Consider the following 18346-nt stretch of genomic DNA (forward strand, 5'->3'; position numbering starts at 1 on the left):
GCCGGAAGGTTTTGGGGCAAGGGCGATCGCGATGTACGAGTGGATCAAGGCGCTGCATGTGATCGCGGTCATCGCGTGGATGGCCGGGATGCTCTACCTGCCGCGGTTGTTCGTCTACCATTGCGAGGCGGAGGTCGGCTCGAAGCAATCCGAGACGTTCAAAATCATGGAACGGCGGCTGCTGAAAGCGATCATCAATCCCGCCATGATCATCACCTGGCTGGCCGGGTTGTATCTGGCTTGGAGCGGCCACTGGTACACTTCCGGCTGGTTCCACGGCAAATTTGCGCTGGTGCTGCTGCTGTCGGGCATCCACGGCTTTTTTTCGCGCTGTGTGAAAGATTTTGCCGCCGACCGGAATGTCAGAAGTCAGAAATTCTATCGAATTATCAATGAGGTACCCACGCTCCTGATGATCTTCATCGTTATCCTGGTAGTGGTGAAGCCGTTCTAGCCGGCGAATTCGTTGGTTGTCCCGCCCCCTCACCTGCTTGCGGAGTGTCAGGCGATTTTCTATATTATCGAAATCCCACCCCACGCAGGCGGATGTGGTCGCGTTCCGGTTTCTTCATTGGACCGGCCGCCGCATCAGGTTTGAAGCCTCACCGGCGCTTTCCTTGCTTAGACCTGCGGACCTTCCCCTTTTCGTGTCCGCCTTTTTCTAAAGCCACCTCGCATCCCTCCCTTAAGACACTCCACAGGACCATCCCAATGCGGGAAATGAAACTCCAGGACCTCAAATCGAAAACGCCGGCCGAGCTCGTCTCGTTTGCGGAAGATAACGGGGTCGAAAATGCCAGCACCATGCGCAAGCAGGAGCTGATGTTTGCCATTCTCAAGCAGCTTGCGATTGCCGAGACTGACATCATCGGCGAGGGCGTTGTTGAGGTTCTCTCCGACGGCTTCGGATTCTTGCGCTCGCCCGACGCGAATTATTTGCCGGGTCCGGACGACATCTACGTTTCGCCCTCGCAGATCCGCCGCTTCGGTCTTCGTACCGGCGACACCATCGAAGGCCACATCCGCAGCCCGAAGGAGGGCGAACGCTATTTCGCGCTGCTGAAAGTCAACACGCTCAATTTCGAAGATCCGGAAAAGTCGAAGCACAAGGTCAATTTCGACAATCTGACACCGCTGTTCCCGGATCAGCGCTTCCGGCTCGAACTCGAAGACCCGACGCGGAAAGACCTTTCTGCAAGGGTTATCGACATCGTGGCCCCGATCGGCAAAGGCCAGCGCGCTTTGATCGTGGCGCCGCCGCGCACCGGCAAGACGGTGCTGATGCAGAACATCGCGCACTCGATCACGGCCAATCATCCGGAATGCTATCTGATCGTGCTTCTGATCGACGAACGTCCGGAGGAAGTCACGGACATGCAGCGTTCGGTGAAGGGCGAGGTGGTGTCATCGACCTTCGACGAACCTGCGGTGCGTCACGTTCAGGTCGCCGAGATGGTGATCGAGAAGGCCAAGCGTCTCGTCGAGCATGGCCGCGACGTCGTGATCCTGCTCGACTCGATTACGCGTCTGGGCCGCGCCTACAACACCGTGGTGCCGTCATCCGGCAAGGTGTTGACCGGCGGCGTCGATGCCAACGCGCTGCAGCGGCCAAAACGGTTCTTCGGCGCCGCGCGCAACATCGAGGAGGGCGGTTCGCTCACGATCATCGCGACCGCGCTGGTCGATACCGGCAGCCGCATGGACGAAGTCATCTTCGAAGAGTTCAAGGGCACCGGCAACTCCGAACTGATTCTGGACCGCAAGGTCTCGGACAAGCGGACCTTCCCGGCGATCGACATCTCGCGCTCCGGCACCCGCAAGGAAGAGCTGATCACCGATCCGCAGCTGCTGAAGAAAATGTACGTGCTGCGCCGGATCCTCAATCCGATGGGCACCATGGATGCGATCGACTTCCTGCTCGACAAGCTCCGCAACACCAAGAACAACTCGGAATTCTTCGATTCCATGAATACCTGAGCCGCGAGGCTGGGTTTGATTGGGGGCGCCTCGTGAAAGCGGGGCGCCTTTTTCATGTTGCAGGCATTGCTGCAGCAAAACTACAGCATGAGGACGAACTCCTGTGCGACGAGCTATTCCCATAAGTATTTGATATTTATGGCCTTTGCTTGGAGCGAGGCCGCGGGGAGGGCGATTGCCCGGAAATTCCGCGGCATGATTGCCACATCACTGCTGCCGCATGAAACCGCATGGGCAGCACCGTTTCTCGCAGATTGGGTGCGGGCGCTTGGGCTGAAATTGCGTTGCCTTTTCAAAGCCTCCCGCACAAATAGGCGATGCATCCGCGGGACCAGACCATTTTTGCGTTGTCGTCAGGCCGGCCGCCCAGCGCCATCGCCATGGTGCGGGTCTCGGGGCCGCAGGCCGGGCCGTTGTTGAACGCCCTGGGTGGCAAAACCCCACCCGCGCGGGCGGCAACTCGGGCGCTGCTCCGCGATGCCGGCCAGCAGCCGATCGACGATGCGATCATGCTGTGGTTTCCAGGTCCGGCCAGTGCGACCGGCGAGGATGTCGCCGAGTTCCACGTCCATGGCGGCCGAGCGGTGTTGGCCGCCTTGTTTGCGGCACTGGCGGGTTTCGAAAATGTTCGCGCTGCCGAGCCTGGCGAATTTACCCGGCGGGCCTTTGAGAACGGCAAGCTCGACCTGACCGAAGCCGAGGGCCTCGACGATCTCATCCACGCCGACACCGATCGCCAGCGCCGCCAGGCGCTGCGACAGCTCAAGGGATTGCTCGGCGACAGAGCGCGGGACTGGCGCGCGCGGATCATTGAAGCGTCGGCACTGATCGAGGCCGGCATCGATTTTTCGGACGAGGGCGACGTGCCGGCGGAATTGATCGCGCCTGCGATGGCGAAGATCCAAACACTGCTGAGAGAGATTGAAGAAGTCCTTGCGGCACAGGGACAAAGTGAGCGCCTGCGCGACGGGCTGGTGGTCGCGATAACAGGCCCGCCGAATGTCGGAAAGTCGACGCTGATGAATCAGCTGGTGCGGCGCGAGGTTGCGATCGTGTCGCCGCACGCCGGCACCACCCGCGACGTCATCGAGGTGCAGCTCGATCTCGATGGTTATCCGGTGACGTTCATCGACACCGCCGGCATTCGCGAGACCGACGATCCGGTCGAGCAGGAGGGCGTGCGCCGGGCGAGGGCGCGCGCGGCGGATGCCGACCTGGTGTTGTGGCTGGCTGATTCGCCGGGAGCCGAGAGCGAGCCCCAGGGCACGGCGCCGGTTTGGCTGGTGCGGAACAAGATCGATCTCGCGGCCGGTGGTCGGCCATTGGCCCATCCAGAAGCGGAAGTCGGGTTCGAGATCTCGGCCAGCCGCGGTGACGGGTTGCCGGCGCTGATTGCTGCGCTGGTCGGTTTCGCGCAGGATTACTTTGGCGGGAGCGAGGGCGGATTGATCGGCCGGACCCGGCAGCGAAAACTGCTGCAAGAAACGGCGGCTGCACTGCGACGCTGCCTCGACGTTGTCGACGCGGGCGAGGAGCTGGCGGCCGAGGAACTCCGAACCGCGGCTCATTCCTTGGGAAGGTTATTGGGCAGGGTCGATGTCGAGGATATTCTGGATGTGATCTTCCGGGAATTCTGTGTTGGCAAGTAATATTTCTTTGTTCATTTTATAGCTACGCTGTTTCACGTGAAACAGGTTCGCGAGCCCGATGTTTCACGTGAAACAATCGGCCGTTCCACCGGCATTTCCAGCTTTCCGGTTTTACGACTTCGGGATAGAAGTCGCGGCATGATTTCCCAAGCGGGTTCATTCGACGTCATCGTCATCGGCGGCGGCCATGCCGGCTGCGAAGCCGCGAGCGCGGCTGCGCGGATGGGGGCAAAGACGGCCCTGGTGACGCACCGCTTCGCGACCGTCGGCGCCATGTCCTGCAACCCCGCGATCGGCGGTCTCGGCAAGGGCCATCTGGTTCGCGAGGTCGATGCCCTGGACGGCCTGATGGGGCGGGTCGCCGATGCCGGTGGCATCCAGTTCCGAATGCTGAACCGCCGCAAGGGTCCGGCCGTCCGTGGGCCAAGGGCCCAGGCCGACCGGAAGCTTTACGCCGCCGCGATGCAGGCCGCGATTACGGAGACCGCCAATCTCAGCGTCATCGAAGGCGAGGCCGATGAACTGATCGTCTCCAGCGGCCGGGTCACCGGCATCCGCTTGGGCGATGGCCGCGAGCTCGCTTGCGGCGCCGTGGTCATTACCACCGGCACCTTCCTGCGCGGGCTGATCCATCTCGGCGAACGGAACTGGCCGGCCGGACGGGTCGACGAAGCTCCGGCGATGGGGCTCTCCGCCTCGTTCGAGCGCGCCGGCTTTACCCTTGGCCGATTAAAGACCGGCACGCCGCCGCGGCTCGATGGGACCACCATCGACTGGTCCGTGGTCGAGATGCAGCCCGGCGACGATCCGCCAGAGCCATTCTCGGTGATGACCGACCGGATCACGACGCCCCAGATCCAGTGCGGCATTACCCGGACGACGCCGGCGACCCATGAGGTGATCCGGGCCAACGTGCATCGCTCGCCGATGTATTCCGGTCAGATCAAGAGCAGCGGGCCGCGCTATTGCCCCTCGATCGAGGACAAGATCGTCCGCTTCGGCGACCGCGACGGCCACCAGATTTTTCTGGAGCCGGAAGGTCTCGACGACTCCACGGTCTATCCCAACGGCATCTCGACCTCGCTGCCGGAAGAGGTTCAGTTGGCGATCCTGGCGACCATTCCCGGTCTTGAGCGGGTCAAGATGGTTCGGCCGGGCTATGCGATCGAATACGACCATGTCGATCCCCGTGAGCTTGACCCAACCTTGCAGACCAAGCGTCTGCCGGGCCTGTTCCTGGCCGGGCAGATCAACGGCACCACGGGATATGAAGAAGCCGCGGCGCAGGGGATTGTCGCCGGTTTGAATGCCGCCTTGATGGCCGGGAGTGCCGATCCGATCGTGTTCGACCGCGCCGATGGCTACCTCGGGGTGATGATCGACGACCTCGTGACCCGGGGGATCACCGAGCCGTATCGGATGTTCACCTCGCGGGCCGAATATCGCCTGACCCTGCGGGCCGACAATGCCGACCAGCGCCTAACCGACAAGGGAATTGCCTTGGGCTGCGTCGGGCAGGCGCGTTCGGAGCGCCATGCCGCAAAGATGGCCGCGCTCCATGCCGCGAAGTCGCTGGCGAAGTCGCTGGCGATCACTCCCAATGAGGCCGCCAGGCACGGCCTGGCGCTGAACAAAGACGGCCATCGCCGCTCAGCGTTCGAGCTATTGGCCTATCCGGAGGTTGAGTGGAGCATGCTGCGTGGGATCTGGCCGGAGCTATCGGCCATTGACCCATCCATCGCGGTTCATCTCGAGATCGATGCCAAGTACGATGTCTACCTGAAGCGCCAGACCGCTGATGTCGACGCCTTCCGGCGCGACGAAGGGTTGGTTCTGACCGATATCGACTACGCCGAGGTGCCCGGGCTCTCCAATGAAGCGCGCGCAAAGCTTGAAGCGGCGCGGCCGCGCACCGTAGGGCAGGCGGGTCGGCTCGATGGTTTGACGCCGGCGGCACTGGGAATTCTAGCGGCCTATCTGCGACGCGAAGCGCGACGGAAAACGTCGAAGATCAGCGCATAGGGTTGTTTCACGTGAAACAGGCGCGGGGCTCGCTTCCTCGGTTGTCATTGCGAGCGAAGCGAAGCAATCCAGCCGACCGCGAGGAAGTATGGATTGCTTCCGCCTTCGCTCGTTGAGCTACGGCGGACAAGTCGTTGCGTGCGCTCCTCGCAATGACAGTTTCAAATCATTGATCGGCAGATCCCCAATGACCAAAGCTTCCGCCTCGCCCATCCTGCCGTCCGACAAGGCCGCAGCCCTGGCCCTCACCCCCGTTTCACGTGAAACAGAGGCGCGGCTGGACCGCTATGTCGACCTCCTGGTGGCGTGGCAGGCGAAAACCAACCTGGTGGCGCCGTCGACGCTGCCGAATTTATGGACCCGACATGTCTCGGACTCGCTGCAGTTATTGAGCCTGGCGCCGTCGGCGAAGACCTGGGTCGATCTCGGCAGCGGCGGCGGCTTTCCGGGCGTGGTGCTGGCTTGTGCATTGGCGGAGACGCCGGGCGCCAATATTCATTTGATCGAGCGCAACGCCAAGAAGGCCGCCTTCCTGCGCGAGGCGATCCGCGTCACATCGGCGGCGGGAACCGTGCACCTGGCTGACATCGGGGATAGTGTGGATAGAATCGCCGGCCCGATCGATTGCGTCACTGCGCGGGCGCTGGCTCCGTTACATCAGCTGATCGGTTTCGCGGAACCGGTGGTGAGAAAAGGCGCAAAAGCGCTGTTTCTCAAGGGCCAAGATGTAGAGGCTGAATTGACCGACGCCACTAAATATTGGAATATTAACCCGCGACTCCATTCCAGCCGCACCAGCGGAAACGGCTGGATCGTCGAACTCGACCGAATCGAGCGGTACAACCCCTCCGCAAAGGCGAATGGCGACCGGGCATGACCGAATTTGATCAGCTATATCAAGAGGATAGGGTACCAACGCCGCCACCCCATCCGCGTATCCTGTCGCTCGCCAACCAGAAGGGCGGCGTCGGCAAGACCACCACAGCGATCAATCTCGGCACCGCACTCGCTGCGATTGGTGAGCGCGTCCTGATCGTCGATCTCGATCCGCAGGGCAATGCCTCGACCGGTCTCGGCATCGATCGCCGCAGCCGCAGCTGCTCGACCTATGACGTTCTGATCGGCGAAGCGCCGCTGCGCGAGGCGGTGGTCGCCACCGCGGTGCCGCGGCTGCACATCGCGGCCTCGACCATGGATCTGTCGGGTCTCGAGCTTGAACTGGGATCGACGCCCGGCCGCGCGTTCCGCCTGCGCGATGCGATCGCCGCGCTGAACGAAAACGCCGCGCCCGAATCCGATTACACCTATGTGCTGATCGATTGCCCGCCGTCGCTCAACCTCCTCACCGTCAACGCGATGGCGGCGTCGGATGCGATCCTGGTGCCCCTGCAATGCGAGTTTTTCGCGCTCGAAGGTTTGTCGCAATTGCTGCAGACGGTGGAGCAGGTGCGCTCGACACTCAATCCGACCCTGTCGATTCACGGCATCGTGCTGACGATGTTCGACTCGCGCAACAACCTGTCGAACCAGGTCGTTGCCGACGTCCGGCAGTTCATGGGCTCCAAGGTCTACAACACCATGATCCCGCGTAACGTGCGCATCTCCGAGGCGCCATCCTACGGCAAGCCGGTGCTGGTCTACGATCTCAAATGCGTCGGCAGCGATGCGTATCTGAAGCTCGCGACCGAAGTGATCCAGCGCGAGCGCGAGCTGAGGACGCATTGATAGAGGACGCCGTAGGGTGGGCAAAGCGGAGCGCGCCCACCAACTTGTTTCGCGACCGAGAGATGGTGGGCACGGCGCAAGAGGCGCCTTTGCCCACCCTACGATCTACGCTCAACACATCCTACCGCAATCAGAGATTTCTAATTCCGGAGTGACCTAAGTGAATCCAAGGGAGTTGGCGATGGCCGACGAAGCGCGTTCGCGACTGGGCCGCGGTCTTGCAAGTCTGATCGGAGATGTCGGCGGCGAGGCCGCGCATGTCGACCGGCCGCGCAACCAGCGCAAGGTTCCGATCGAATTCCTGAAACCGAATCCGCGCAACCCGCGCCGGACATTTTCCGATTCCGAACTCGGCGAGCTCGCCGCCTCCGTCAAGCAGCACGGCGTGATCCAGCCGATCGTGGTGCGCCCGGTCAAGGGCGCGCAGGATCGCTTTGAGATCATCGCCGGCGAACGCCGCTGGCGCGCCGCCCAGCTCGCCAGCCTGCACGAAGTGCCGATTGTCCCCATCGACGTCAGCGACGCCGATGCGCTCGAAATCGCGATCATCGAAAACGTGCAGCGCGAAGACCTCAACGCGATGGAAGAGGCGCAGGGCTATCACGCGCTGGCAGACGAATTCAAACGCAGCCAGGAAGACATCGCCAAGATTGTCGGCAAGAGCCGCAGCCACGTCGCCAACATGATGCGGCTGACCAAACTGCCGCCGGAAGTGCAGGCCTATATCGCCAAGGGCGAATTGTCGGCCGGCCATGCCCGCGCCCTGATCAGCGTGCCCGATCCGCTGACCGCCGCGCAACGCATCGTCGCCGAAGGCCTCAACGTCCGCCAGGCTGAAGCGCTGGCGCATGAGGAAGGCGTGCCGGAACGCAAGCCGCAGAAGGCGCGTAGTAGTGGCGGCGGCAAGGTCAAGGATCCGGACACGATCGCGCTGGAAAAGCGTGTCAGCGACGCGCTCGGTCTGGCCGTGACGGTCAATCACCGCGATCCCGGCGGCAGTGTGCAGATCAGCTACCGCAACCTCGAACAGCTCGACGAGGTGATGCGGCGGTTGGCGAAGGGCGGTTGATTTCCCGAAACTTCTCCTCGTCATTGCGAGGAGCGTTAGCGACGAAGCAATCCATACTTTCCATGCGGGGAGATGGATTGCTTCGCGGAGCCTGTCATCGGGCGGCGCTTCGCGCCGACCCGTTGGCTCGCAATGACGACCCGCACGACACCGTGTCTACCCCCGTCGCCGCGCATTGGCGGCGATCGCGAGCAGGGTGCGTTGCGCGATCGCTGCCGCCAACGACGCCTGCTTGCGCATGTCGAGCGCAGCGGTGGCGAGCTGCTCGATGATTGCGGCCAGCTTGGTCGGGCTGAAATTGCGCAGCGCGATTTCGACATTGGCCTTGCGCGAGAAATGCAGCCGCGGAAATCCGCTCTCCAGCAAGGTCGACGTCGGCGTACCCTCGGCCACCGCCAGCGCCGATTTGTGCAGCCATGCCGCCTGGCGCTGCGCGGCGGAGATGATCACGCCGGGATAAGTGCCGGCGACCATCGCTTTCGCAAACTCGCTCTCGACCAGATCCGGCTTGCCCGCAAACGCGCTGTCGACGATCGGGTCGAGTTTTAGCTCGGACGCGTCGGAAACCACGGTCATGACGTCGTCGAGCGTCACCTCGCCTTGGCCATGGGCGTAGAGCGCGAGCTTGCGAAGTTCGTTGCGCGAGGCCTGCCGGTCGCCGCCGAGCAGCGCCGTCAACACCGCACGCGCGTCAGGCGCGATGCGCAAATCGGAGACGCGCAGTTCGTCGTCGATCAACTTGGCGAGGTCGCGCTCGGTGTCCGGATAGCAGGCGATGGCGACGGCGGTCTTGGCGCGTTCGCAGGCCTTGCGCAGTGGCGATTCCGGCCGCAGCTCGCCGGCCTCGATCACGATGCGGCAATCCTTCAGCGGCATGTCCGCCAGCGTGTCGATTCCGCCGGCGAAACTGCGCGAGCCGGCGCGCACCCGAATGGCGCGGCGGCCGCCGAACAGCGGCACCGTCATCGCTTCGTCGACCAACCGCGAAGGTTCGGCGGCCAGTTCGTCGCCATCGAGCCGGACCAGCGAAAAGGGATCGTTGGGATCGTCGACGGCAGACGCCATCAAGGCGTCGGCGCGCTCGCGCACCAAGCCGGCATCCGGACCGTAGAGCAGGATAATGGGGCGGCCGGCATCGGGCCGGGCGAGAAAAGCGTCGATCTCTTTTCCGCGGAGCGCGACCAAGGATCAGGTGCCGGCGACGAAGAACGACGCCAGCCGGGTCTGGATATTTTCCGCGATTTCGTTGGCCGCGCGATCTTCGGCGTCGCGGAAGGCGCGCGAGCGGGCGAAGCGCTGCAGAGTGCCCGGCATATCATAGGACACGCGCGCGAAGGTGGTGCCGGTCATAACCGATTTGTTGGTGGCAAGCTCGATCAGATTGTATTGCGCATCGATGCCGTAGTTCTCGCTGGTCGGCAGTCCCGTGGCCTGATCGATCATCAGCGAAGAGCGGCTGGAGTTGAAGCGAAGCACCAGCCGATGGGTCGGCGGCATGCCGGTGGCGTTGCCGTACAGCTTGAACGCCAGCGCGTTGCGGATCTCGACCTGGATACGGGCTTCGCGCGACGCATTGTTCTTGTCGACCGGCGGGACTTCGACGCCCATCAGCTTTTCGCGCAGGTCGGGCGTGCCGTCGGCATGCTCGGCATACATCGGCTGGAAGCAGCCGCCTGTCAGCGCCGCCAGAGCGGCTACGGCGAGCAGCCGAGCGACGATCCGGGTGTTAGCCAACGACATTCACAATCCTCATCGGAACGACAATCACCTTGCGGACGGGCTTGCCGCCGAGGGCCAGTTTTACCGCATCAAGGCCCAGAACGGCAGCCTCAATTTCCGGATTTTGGGCGCCCCGTGGCACGTTAACATCACCCCGTTTCTTGCCGTTGACCTGGACCACCAAGGTCACCGTGTCTTCAACCAGCAAATCGCGTTCGATTTGGGGCCAGTTGGCCTCCGAAATCAGTCCGGATTGCCCCAATACCATCCAGCACTCCTCGGCCAGATGCGGCATCATGGGCGCAAACAGTTGAACAAGGATGACGGAGGCCTCGCGGATGGCCCAGGCCAGGTCGGGGGACGGGGTTCCTTCCCGGGCCAGCACCTCGGCCAGCGCGTTGGCGAATTCCCGGATATGGGCAAGGCAGACGTTGAAATGCAGCCGCTCGATCCCCGAGGAGACCTTGTCGAGTGCGCCATGGGCCGCCTTGCGCAGCGCCAAGGCGTCCGGGCCGAACGCCGCCGGCCCGACCGCCGGGGCGGCCTTGGCCAGTTCGGCGGACTCGTTCACCAGCCGCCACAGCCGCTGCACGAAGCGCGAGGCGCCCTGCACGCGCTCGTCGCTCCAGATCACGTCGCGATCGGGCGGCGAGTCCGACAGCATGAACCAGCGCGCGACGTCGGCGCCATAGGTCGCGATGATGTCGTCGGGGTCGACGGTGTTCTTCTTCGACTTCGACATCTTCTCGATGGCGCCGATATGGATGTCTTCGCCTGAGGTGAGCAGCGTCGCGCGCTTGCCGTTGGGGCCGGTTTCGATCTTCACTTCCGCCGGCGTTACGTAGGAGCCATCGGCCTTCTGATAGGTCTCGTGCACCACCATGCCCTGCGTGAACATGCCGGCGAACGGCTCGTCCATGCCGATATGCCCGGTCGCCTTCATCGCGCGGGTGAAGAAGCGGCTGTACAGCAGATGCAGGATCGCGTGCTCGACGCCGCCGATATATTGATCGACCGGCATCATCCGGTTGGCGACATCTGGCGTGGTCGGCGCGTTGGCGTTCCATGGATCGGTGAAGCGCGCGAAATACCAGGACGAATCCACGAAGGTGTCCATGGTGTCGGTTTCGCGCAGCGCTTTGCCGCCGCATTTCGGGCAGGCGACGTGCTTCCAGGTCGGATGATGGTCGAGCGCGTTGCCGGGCTTGTCGAAGGAGACATCCTCGGGCAGCACGACCGGCAAATCCGCATCCGGCACCGGCACCACATCGCATTTCGGGCAATGGATGACAGGGATCGGACAGCCCCAATAGCGCTGCCGTGAGATGCCCCAGTCGCGCAGGCGAAAATTCACCTGCCGCTCGCCGACCGGCAGGTTGCCGCGCGGCTCCGCCTCCAGCCGCTTTGCCACTTCTTCCTTGGCCTGCTCGATGGTCATGCCGTCGAGGAAGCGGGAATTGATCATCCGGCCGTCGCCGTCATAGGCGGTGTCGGTGATGACGAAGCTGTTCGGATCGATATCCGGCGGGCAAACAACCGGTGTATTGCCGAGGTTATATTTGTTGACGAAATCGAGGTCGCGCTGGTCGTGTGCCGGGCAGCCGAAGATCGCGCCGGTGCCGTATTCCATCAGCACGAAGTTGGCGACATAGACCGGCAGCTTCCAGCTCGGGTCAAACGGATGCACGGCGCGGATGCCGGTGTCGAAACCCTGCTTCTCCGCGGTGTCGATGATTTCCTGCGCGGTGCCGATCTTCTTTACCTCGGCGATGAATTCCGCGAGCTTCGGGTTCTTCGAAGCCGCCGCCTGCGCCAGCGGATGATCGGCCGCGATCGCCATGAACCTGGCGCCGAACAGCGTGTCGGGCCGCGTCGTGAAAATCTTCAGCTCAGACTCGCCGGCCGGCGTCGTGGCCGGATCGAGCGCGAAACGCACCAGCAGGCCTTCGGAGCGGCCGATCCAGTTGCGCTGCATCAGACGCACCTTGTCGGGCCAGCGATCGAGGCCATCCAAAGCGTCCAGCAGTTCCTGCGAGTACTTCGTGATCTTGAAGACCCACTGGTTCATCTCGCGCTGCTCGACCACGGCGCCGGAGCGCCAGCCGCGGCCGTCGATCACCTGCTCGTTGGCGAGCACGGTCATGTCGACCGGATCCCAGTTGATCTTGCGCTTCTCGCGTTCGGCCAACCCTGCGCGCAGAAAATCCAGGAACATCTTCTGCTGATGCTTGTAGTAGCTGGGGTCGCAGGTCGCGAATTCGCGTGACCAGTCGAGCGACAGCCCGATCGACTGCAGCTGCTTTTTCATCGCCGCGATGTTGTCGTAGGTCCAGGCCTTCGGCGCCACCTTGCGCTCGATCGCGGCGTTCTCCGCCGGCAGGCCGAACGCGTCCCAGCCCATCGGATGCAGCACGTTGAAACCCTTGGCGCGCATGAACCGCGCCAGCACGTCGCCCAGCGTGTAATTGCGGACATGCCCGATATGGATGCGCCCGGACGGGTAGGGGAACATCTCGAGCACATAATATTTCGGCCGCGGATCGTCGTTTTTGGAGGCGAAGATCGCCTTCTGGTCCCACTGGCGTTGCCAGCGCGGCTCGGAATCACGGGCGTTATAGCGTTCGGAGGTCATGAAATCGCAGGGCTTTTTGTGGATTCGGGGTCCGGTTTGGGGACGGCGGACTAGGCCACAAAAGCGGCAGCGGGGTCAACGGGTTGGGGAGGGTGGGAGCGGACGTTGGCCGGGGCCGCAACGATCGCGGTTACCCCGCCATCGCCATCCCGGCCTCGTCGACCAGCTTGGCAAAGCCGTGTTCGACCACGGTGTTGCGGCCGCGGTGTTTGGCGGCGTAGAGGGCGGCATCCGCGGCCTCGATCAGGTCGCCGGGGCGCTGGCTGTCGTTGGGCAGCGTTGCGGCCACGCCGATGCTGACCGTGACGGTCTGGTGGCAGGAAGTCGCATGGGGCAAGCCCATATCCAGGATCGCCGCGCGCACCGTCTCGCCGACCTCGAGCGCCTTGACCGGGCCGGTATTCGGCAGCAGCAGGCAGAATTCCTCGCCGCCATAGCGTCCGGCAAAGCCCATGGTGTCGGCGGCGATACCTGCCAGCGTTTCGCCGAGCCTGGTCAGGCAGGCATCACCTTCGGGATGGCCGTAGGTGTCGTTGTAGAGCTTGAAGTGATCGACATCGATCATCAATAGCGACAGTTCGCAGTTGTATTGCTGCGCCTTCATCCATTCGAAATCGAGGCGGCTCTGGAAGCCGCGCCGGTTGGCGAGACCCGACAGCATGTCGATCGAGGCCATTACGGTGAGCCGGTCATTGGTGGCGACCAGTTCGCGCTCGCGCTGGCTGAGCTGGGCCGCCATCGCGTTGAAGGCGCGGGCCAGCGGCATGAACTCGGACGGCAGGCGGCTGCGCGTGACGCGCGCCGACGAGTCGCCCTCGCCGAAGCGCCTGGCCATTCCGGTCATGACTTCGATCGGGTTGATGATGAGCTTCTCCGCCGCGATCAACGCGCCGAGCAGCACGAACAGGCAGACGAAGCAAAGCTGGAGATAGGCGGTGCGGATCTCGCGGTTGATTGCCGCGGTGACCTTGGCTTCGTCGATGCTGACGATCAGCCGCGATTGGGTACCGGCAATACGGATAAAGCTGAGGGCGCGCTTGAAGCCGTCGGTCGCCGAAAACGCCATGGAGCCGTCGGTCGCGTCGGAACTCAGCGCCTTGTCGGCGATCGCCGACAGCAGCGGCACATTGTCGAGCGACCGGCCGATCATGCTGGCCTGGTCGGCCGGTGCCGCCATGATGGTGCCGGTGCTGTCGATCAGCGCTGCCATGACACCGGGGCGGCCGCCGAGATTGCCGAGGATCTTCGACATCCAGTCGAGGCTGACGGCAGCGAGAATGACGGAATCGGACTCGTCGTTGATGGCCGACACCGGGTAGGCGGCCATCACGATGGGTGAGTTGGTCGGCTTCGCGAACAAGAAGTCGCTGAGGACGAAGTCGCGGGTTTCGCGCGTCTTCTTCAGATAGGCCCGGTCGCTGAGATCGAGGCCGACAAGGGTGTTGGTGGTTGAGCACTGCACCCGCCCATTGCCGCCGACGATCAACAGCGTGCGAATCCAGGGCAGGTTGGCGGGGAGGCTGGCGCGCATCATGTCGCAACTGCGGGCGATGCCGCCCGCCGAGGCGCGGATATAGGCGGCGGACTTCAGGATGGTCTCGACCGAGGAAATGACCTCGCGCTGGGCGTCGGCGCTGTGCCGGGCGAGGTTGGCGAAATCTTCGGAGGCCTGTGCGATCTGCCGGGCGCGGGTGTCTTCGAGCGAACGGGCGCGTTCCAGCATCAAGGGTGCCACCAGGATCACGGCGAGCAGCGCCAGCCGCGCGCGGATTCCCAGAAGCTTCTTGAGTTTGACCCTGTTGCGGTTGAAACTGACGCCAGACATCTTTGTCCCCTACCCCGCGTGGCAAGGTAGAGCGAAGGGTTCAAAAAGCCTTTCCCGAACTTGGTAAAATTCGAGGAAATCCCGTAAATCTACGAGCCGCATACGAGATAACGCGAGAGATGACAGCACCGCTAACCAAGCCTTTACCAAACGGTCTCGCCACGGTGGAGCAGGAGATCGCGCGCGCCTGCAAGGAAGCGCGCCGCGAGCGCGCGTCGGTGACGCTGATCGCCGTGTCGAAGACGTTCGATGCGGCGGCGATTTCGCCGATTATCGGCGCCGGACAACGTGTATTCGGCGAAAATCGCGTGCAGGAGGCAAAGTCGAAGTGGCCAGCGTTAATTTCCGGCACCTCCGGCATTGCCCTGCATCTGATCGGGCCGCTGCAATCCAACAAGGCCAAGGAGGCGGTTGCGCTGTTCGATGCCATCCATTCCGTCGACCGTCCCAGCATTTGCGAAGCGTTAGCCAAGGAAATCGATTCTCAGAAAAAGCAGCCGGAATTGTTCGTCCAGCTCAACACCGGCGAGGAGCCTCAGAAGGCCGGCGTCGCGCCCGGCGAGGCGGATGCGTTCATTGCGAGCTGTCGCGACAAATACGGCCTGGCCGTTTCCGGGCTGATGTGCATCCCGCCGGTCAACGAGGCGCCGGCGCCGCATTTCGCGCTGACCGCCAAGATCGCCGCGCGCAACGGGCTGAAGAACTTGTCGATGGGCATGAGCGCCGATTTCGCGGTCGCGATCCAGTTCGGCGCCACCCATGTGCGCGTAGGGTCGGCGATCTTCGGGCATCGGTAGCGTCTCGCGTCATTCCGGGGCGATGCGGAGCATCGAACCCGGAATCTCGAGATTCCTCGGGGTGCAATTGCACCCCTGAGGTCTGGTGCTAACGCACCATCCCGGAATGATGCCGAGAGAGTCTACTTGAATCCCGCCGACACCTTTCCGAGCGAACCGAAATCAACCGCACAGAAATCGCCCGATTGGATCGGCAGCGGCGGGTGACAGGTGCCGGTCGTAACGACGCGGCCGGCCTTCAGCGTTACGCCGAGCTGACGCAATTCATTGGCAAGCCATGTCAGCGCCACCCGGGGATCGCCGAGCACGTTCTTGCCGTGTCCGGTGAATTGCTGACCGCGCAGCGCGATGACAGGTTTCTCCTCGACGAGATCGAGCGCGCGCCAATCGGTCGTTGTCGGCGGGCCGAGCACGAACAAATGCGCGCAGGCATTGTCCGCGATGATCTGCGCGGCGCCGGCGCTGACGAAGTCTGCAAATCGCGAATCCGGAATCTCGATTGCGGGATGCAGCGTGTCGACCGCATCGAGAACCTGCTGCAGCGTGTAAGGGGTCGAGCGCGCCGGCAGATCCACGCGCATGCGAAAGGCGAATTCCGGTTCAGCGACGCGCATTTCGTTGCCGGCCATGGAAGCCGTGCCGCCGTCGGGAATCACCGTCTCGGCCAGGATGCGTCCGGCCATCGGACCGTCGACGTTGATGTGCTTCTGTCCGGCCTCGCTGGTCGCTGCGATCTTCCAGCCGAACAAATGTTCCGAAGAATATTTTTCGATCGCCGCCTGAATGGCATAGCCTTCGGCGCGGTCGCGCGGCCGCTGATCGGCGTCGATGCCCGTGAGCTTGGTACCGGCGCGCCAATGGTCGTGCAGAGTCTTCGACGCGGCGGCGATCTGGTTCTTGTCGAGCATGGATTGGATCCCCGGTCAGCCGATGATGATCTTGGTCTGCGGGCCCATCCGTCGCAACAGCCGCAGCATGGCGGATTTCGTCATCGAAACGCATCCCGCCGTCGGTGAAAAATCGAGTCGCGCCAGATGCAGGAACACGGCGCTGCCGCGGCCGGCGATGCGCGGGCCGGCGTTGTGGTCGATCTCGACGATGAAGTCGTAGAGGTGATCCTGGCGCGTCAGCCGGTCTCCGGCCTGGTCGCGGAACAGCCGCACCGGCTGGTTGTAGTGGCGGTCGTTCGGGTCTTCGCACCAAGCGTCCTCGGGCCGGATCGGCCGCGCCGGCAGATAGGTCTGCGGCCGCGGATGCCGGTCGGCCCGCCACCATAATTGCAGGGGGCGGAAGCTGCCTTTGGGGGTGCCGCCATCGCCCTCGCGCTTGTTGGCCAGGATGCCGCCGCGGCCAAGTGCCACCGGGACGGTCCAGCCGTCCGCGGTCAGCCAGCCCCGGCGGGGGTCGCCGGCGGCGCGGTGGACCCGGATCATCGAGACCGGCCGATCACGCACAACTGTCTCATAAGTGATTGAAAAGGTAGTGCTTCCCATGCCCATGCCCAAATCTGGGGTTGCCTGCCCGGCCGCAATTGCTCTATTTGGCGCCATTACAGGACATTCATCCAAATGCCCTCCGAATCTGGGATAGACTGCGGTTCGCCTTGTGAAACTGTAACAATCTCTTACCTGAAGGCGAATGGGTACCGGTAACCCGGTTTGCTCGCTAACAGGTTCATCACCGACCAAGACCCGGCTTGAGACGCTTCCCTTGTGTCCGCCGCCTGCCTCAAGAGGATCGTACCTATGGCCAATGCCCGCAAGATCCTGATCGTGGAAGACGATACCGATCTGCGCGATACGCTGGTCGAGCAATTATCACTGCATGAAGAGTTCGAAGCTTCCGCAGTCGATACCGGCGCCAAAGGTGCCAGTGCCGCGAAGGCCAATTCCCCTGATCTGGTGCTGATGGATGTCGGCCTACCTGACACCGACGGCCGCGAAGTGGTGCGGTCCCTGCGCAAGGGCGGCTTCAAGGCCCCGATCATCATGTTGACCGGCCACGACACCGATTCGGATACTATTCTCGGGCTGGAGTCCGGCGCCAACGACTATGTGGCCAAGCCGTTCCGGTTCGCGGTGCTGCTGGCGCGGATCAGGGCCCAGCTTCGCCAGCATGAGGCCAGCGAGGACGCGGTGTTTTCCGTCGGTCCCTACAGCTTCCGCCCCGGCTCCAAGATGCTGACCGGCGCCAATGCCCGGAAGGTGCGGCTGACCGAGAAGGAGACCGCGATTCTGCGGTTCCTGTATCGCGCCGGCCAAATGCCGGTATCGCGCGAAACGCTGCTGCAGGAAGTCTGGGGTTACAATTCCGGCGTCACCACCCACACCCTGGAAACCCATATCTACCGCCTGCGCCAGAAGATCGAAAAAGATGCAGCCAATCCGGAAATCCTGGTGACGGAAGCCGGTGGCTACAAGCTGGTGCCGTGATACGTTTAGCACCTGCGATTCGTAGATTTTTGCGCATCCCGGTGCCCGGTTCGTATGTCAATCGAAGATGATGTAGCCCTGCTCGAGCAGGTCCCGACATTGCGGCTGTTGGGAAACACGGCTCTGCGCATGCTGGCGATCGGCTCCGAGCAGCGCGATTTCGCGCGTGGCGACCAGTTGTTCAACGCCGGCGACGAGGCCGATGCCGGCTATGTGGTTCAGCGTGGCGCGTTCCGGGTCGAGGACGGCGGCGCCGAAATCATTGCCGGACCTGGCGCCTTGATCGGCGAGCTGGCGCTGATCGTCGCGATGCGGCGGCCGTCCAGCGCCGTTGCCATCGAACATTCCTCGGTGATCCGGGTTGCGCGCAGCCTGTTCCAGCGCGTGCTCGAAAGCGACCCCGCCGCGGCGCGCCGGCTGCGCGACGAACTCGCCACCCGCACCAGCCAGCTCGCCAGCGACATCTTGATGGCCGGCGCCAAGCTGAGCTCCTGATCGA

16 protein-coding genes are annotated in these 18346 nt (G+C 63.2%); 10 read left to right on the forward strand and 6 right to left on the reverse strand.

The genetic code is table 11. The features are described 5' to 3' along the window. Nucleotides 1-31: 31 nt before the first annotated feature. The 7 genes from hemJ to FFI89_RS01220 all read left to right on the forward strand — a co-directional run bounded on the left by hemJ (nt 32) and on the right by FFI89_RS01220 (nt 8442). The gene (hemJ, locus tag FFI89_RS01190) at nt 32-454 is read left to right on the forward strand and encodes a protoporphyrinogen oxidase HemJ (RefSeq protein WP_138832143.1); all 423 of its coding nucleotides are present in this window, start codon (nt 32-34) and stop codon (nt 452-454) included. Nucleotides 455-711: 257 nt separating this feature from the next. Beyond that, nucleotides 712-1977, forward strand: coding sequence for a transcription termination factor Rho (rho, locus tag FFI89_RS01195; protein ID WP_138832145.1), 1266 nt, complete (start codon nt 712-714; stop codon nt 1975-1977). Nucleotides 1978-2294: 317 nt separating this feature from the next. After that, complete coding sequence (gene mnmE / locus FFI89_RS01200; protein ID WP_138832147.1) at nt 2295-3626, forward strand: tRNA uridine-5-carboxymethylaminomethyl(34) synthesis GTPase MnmE; 1332 nt, start codon at nt 2295-2297, stop codon at nt 3624-3626. A gap of 138 nt (nt 3627-3764) precedes the next feature. After that, nucleotides 3765-5648 (forward strand): tRNA uridine-5-carboxymethylaminomethyl(34) synthesis enzyme MnmG, encoded by a 1884-nt coding sequence (gene mnmG, locus FFI89_RS01205; protein ID WP_138832149.1) that lies wholly within the window; start codon nt 3765-3767, stop codon nt 5646-5648. Between the two features lie 187 nt (nt 5649-5835). Continuing rightward, a complete protein-coding gene (gene rsmG, locus FFI89_RS01210; RefSeq protein ID WP_168212740.1) occupies nt 5836-6525 on the forward strand; it encodes a 16S rRNA (guanine(527)-N(7))-methyltransferase RsmG in 690 nt (229 codons plus the stop codon). After that, on the forward strand, nt 6522-7373 hold the full coding sequence (locus tag FFI89_RS01215; protein ID WP_138832153.1) for a ParA family protein: 852 nt from the start codon (nt 6522-6524) through the stop codon (nt 7371-7373). Before rsmG ends, FFI89_RS01215 begins: the two co-directional genes overlap by 4 nt. A gap of 181 nt (nt 7374-7554) precedes the next feature. Further along, nucleotides 7555-8442, forward strand: a complete 888-nt coding sequence (locus FFI89_RS01220; RefSeq protein ID WP_168212741.1) for a ParB/RepB/Spo0J family partition protein — start codon at nt 7555-7557, stop codon at nt 8440-8442. A gap of 156 nt (nt 8443-8598) precedes the next feature. Here the strand turns inward: FFI89_RS01220 and holA are convergent, their stop codons facing one another. The 4 genes from holA to FFI89_RS01240 form a co-directional block, all read right to left on the reverse strand. Next, nucleotides 8599-9627, reverse strand: coding sequence for a DNA polymerase III subunit delta (holA, locus tag FFI89_RS01225; RefSeq protein WP_138832157.1), 1029 nt, complete (start codon nt 9625-9627; stop codon nt 8599-8601). A gap of 3 nt (nt 9628-9630) precedes the next feature. Continuing rightward, entirely contained in the window at nt 9631-10182 is a 552-nt protein-coding gene (gene lptE, locus FFI89_RS01230; protein ID WP_138832159.1) for an LPS assembly lipoprotein LptE, read from the reverse strand. Next, complete coding sequence (leuS, locus tag FFI89_RS01235) at nt 10169-12793, reverse strand: leucine--tRNA ligase (RefSeq protein ID WP_138832160.1); 2625 nt, start codon at nt 12791-12793, stop codon at nt 10169-10171. The genes lptE and leuS overlap by 14 nt, the downstream gene beginning before the upstream one ends. 130 nt (nt 12794-12923) lie before the next feature. Then, nucleotides 12924-14618, reverse strand: a complete 1695-nt coding sequence (locus FFI89_RS01240; protein ID WP_138832162.1) for a diguanylate cyclase domain-containing protein — start codon at nt 14616-14618, stop codon at nt 12924-12926. 119 nt (nt 14619-14737) lie between these two features. Here FFI89_RS01240 and FFI89_RS01245 point away from each other — a divergent pair, with 119 nt between their 5' ends. Continuing rightward, nucleotides 14738-15415, forward strand: coding sequence for a YggS family pyridoxal phosphate-dependent enzyme (locus FFI89_RS01245; protein ID WP_138832164.1), 678 nt, complete (start codon nt 14738-14740; stop codon nt 15413-15415). A 122-nt stretch (nt 15416-15537) separates the two neighbouring features. On the opposite strand, the gene FFI89_RS01250 is transcribed toward FFI89_RS01245, so the two are convergent. Together FFI89_RS01250 and FFI89_RS01255 are read right to left on the reverse strand one after the other, a co-directional pair. After that, nucleotides 15538-16323 carry a 2-keto-4-pentenoate hydratase gene (locus FFI89_RS01250; RefSeq protein ID WP_138832166.1) on the reverse strand — a complete coding sequence of 262 codons (786 nt, stop codon included), beginning with the start codon at nt 16321-16323 and terminating at the stop codon, nt 15538-15540. Between the two features lie 15 nt (nt 16324-16338). Continuing rightward, on the reverse strand, nt 16339-16908 hold the full coding sequence (locus FFI89_RS01255) for a L,D-transpeptidase (protein WP_138832168.1): 570 nt from the start codon (nt 16906-16908) through the stop codon (nt 16339-16341). A gap of 252 nt (nt 16909-17160) precedes the next feature. On the opposite strand from FFI89_RS01255, the gene FFI89_RS01260 reads away from it, so the two are divergent. Both FFI89_RS01260 and FFI89_RS01265 read left to right on the forward strand, forming a co-directional pair. After that, a complete protein-coding gene (locus tag FFI89_RS01260) occupies nt 17161-17847 on the forward strand; it encodes a response regulator transcription factor (RefSeq protein ID WP_027540370.1) in 687 nt (228 codons plus the stop codon). Between the two features lie 54 nt (nt 17848-17901). Further along, nucleotides 17902-18342: a cyclic nucleotide-binding domain-containing protein gene (locus tag FFI89_RS01265; protein ID WP_138832170.1), complete on the forward strand. Its 441-nt coding sequence runs from the start codon at nt 17902-17904 to the stop codon at nt 18340-18342. Nucleotides 18343-18346 lie beyond the last annotated feature (4 nt).

Origin of the sequence: Bradyrhizobium sp. KBS0727 (genome assembly GCF_005937885.2) — a bacterium.
Taxonomy (GTDB): domain Bacteria; phylum Pseudomonadota; class Alphaproteobacteria; order Rhizobiales; family Xanthobacteraceae; genus Bradyrhizobium.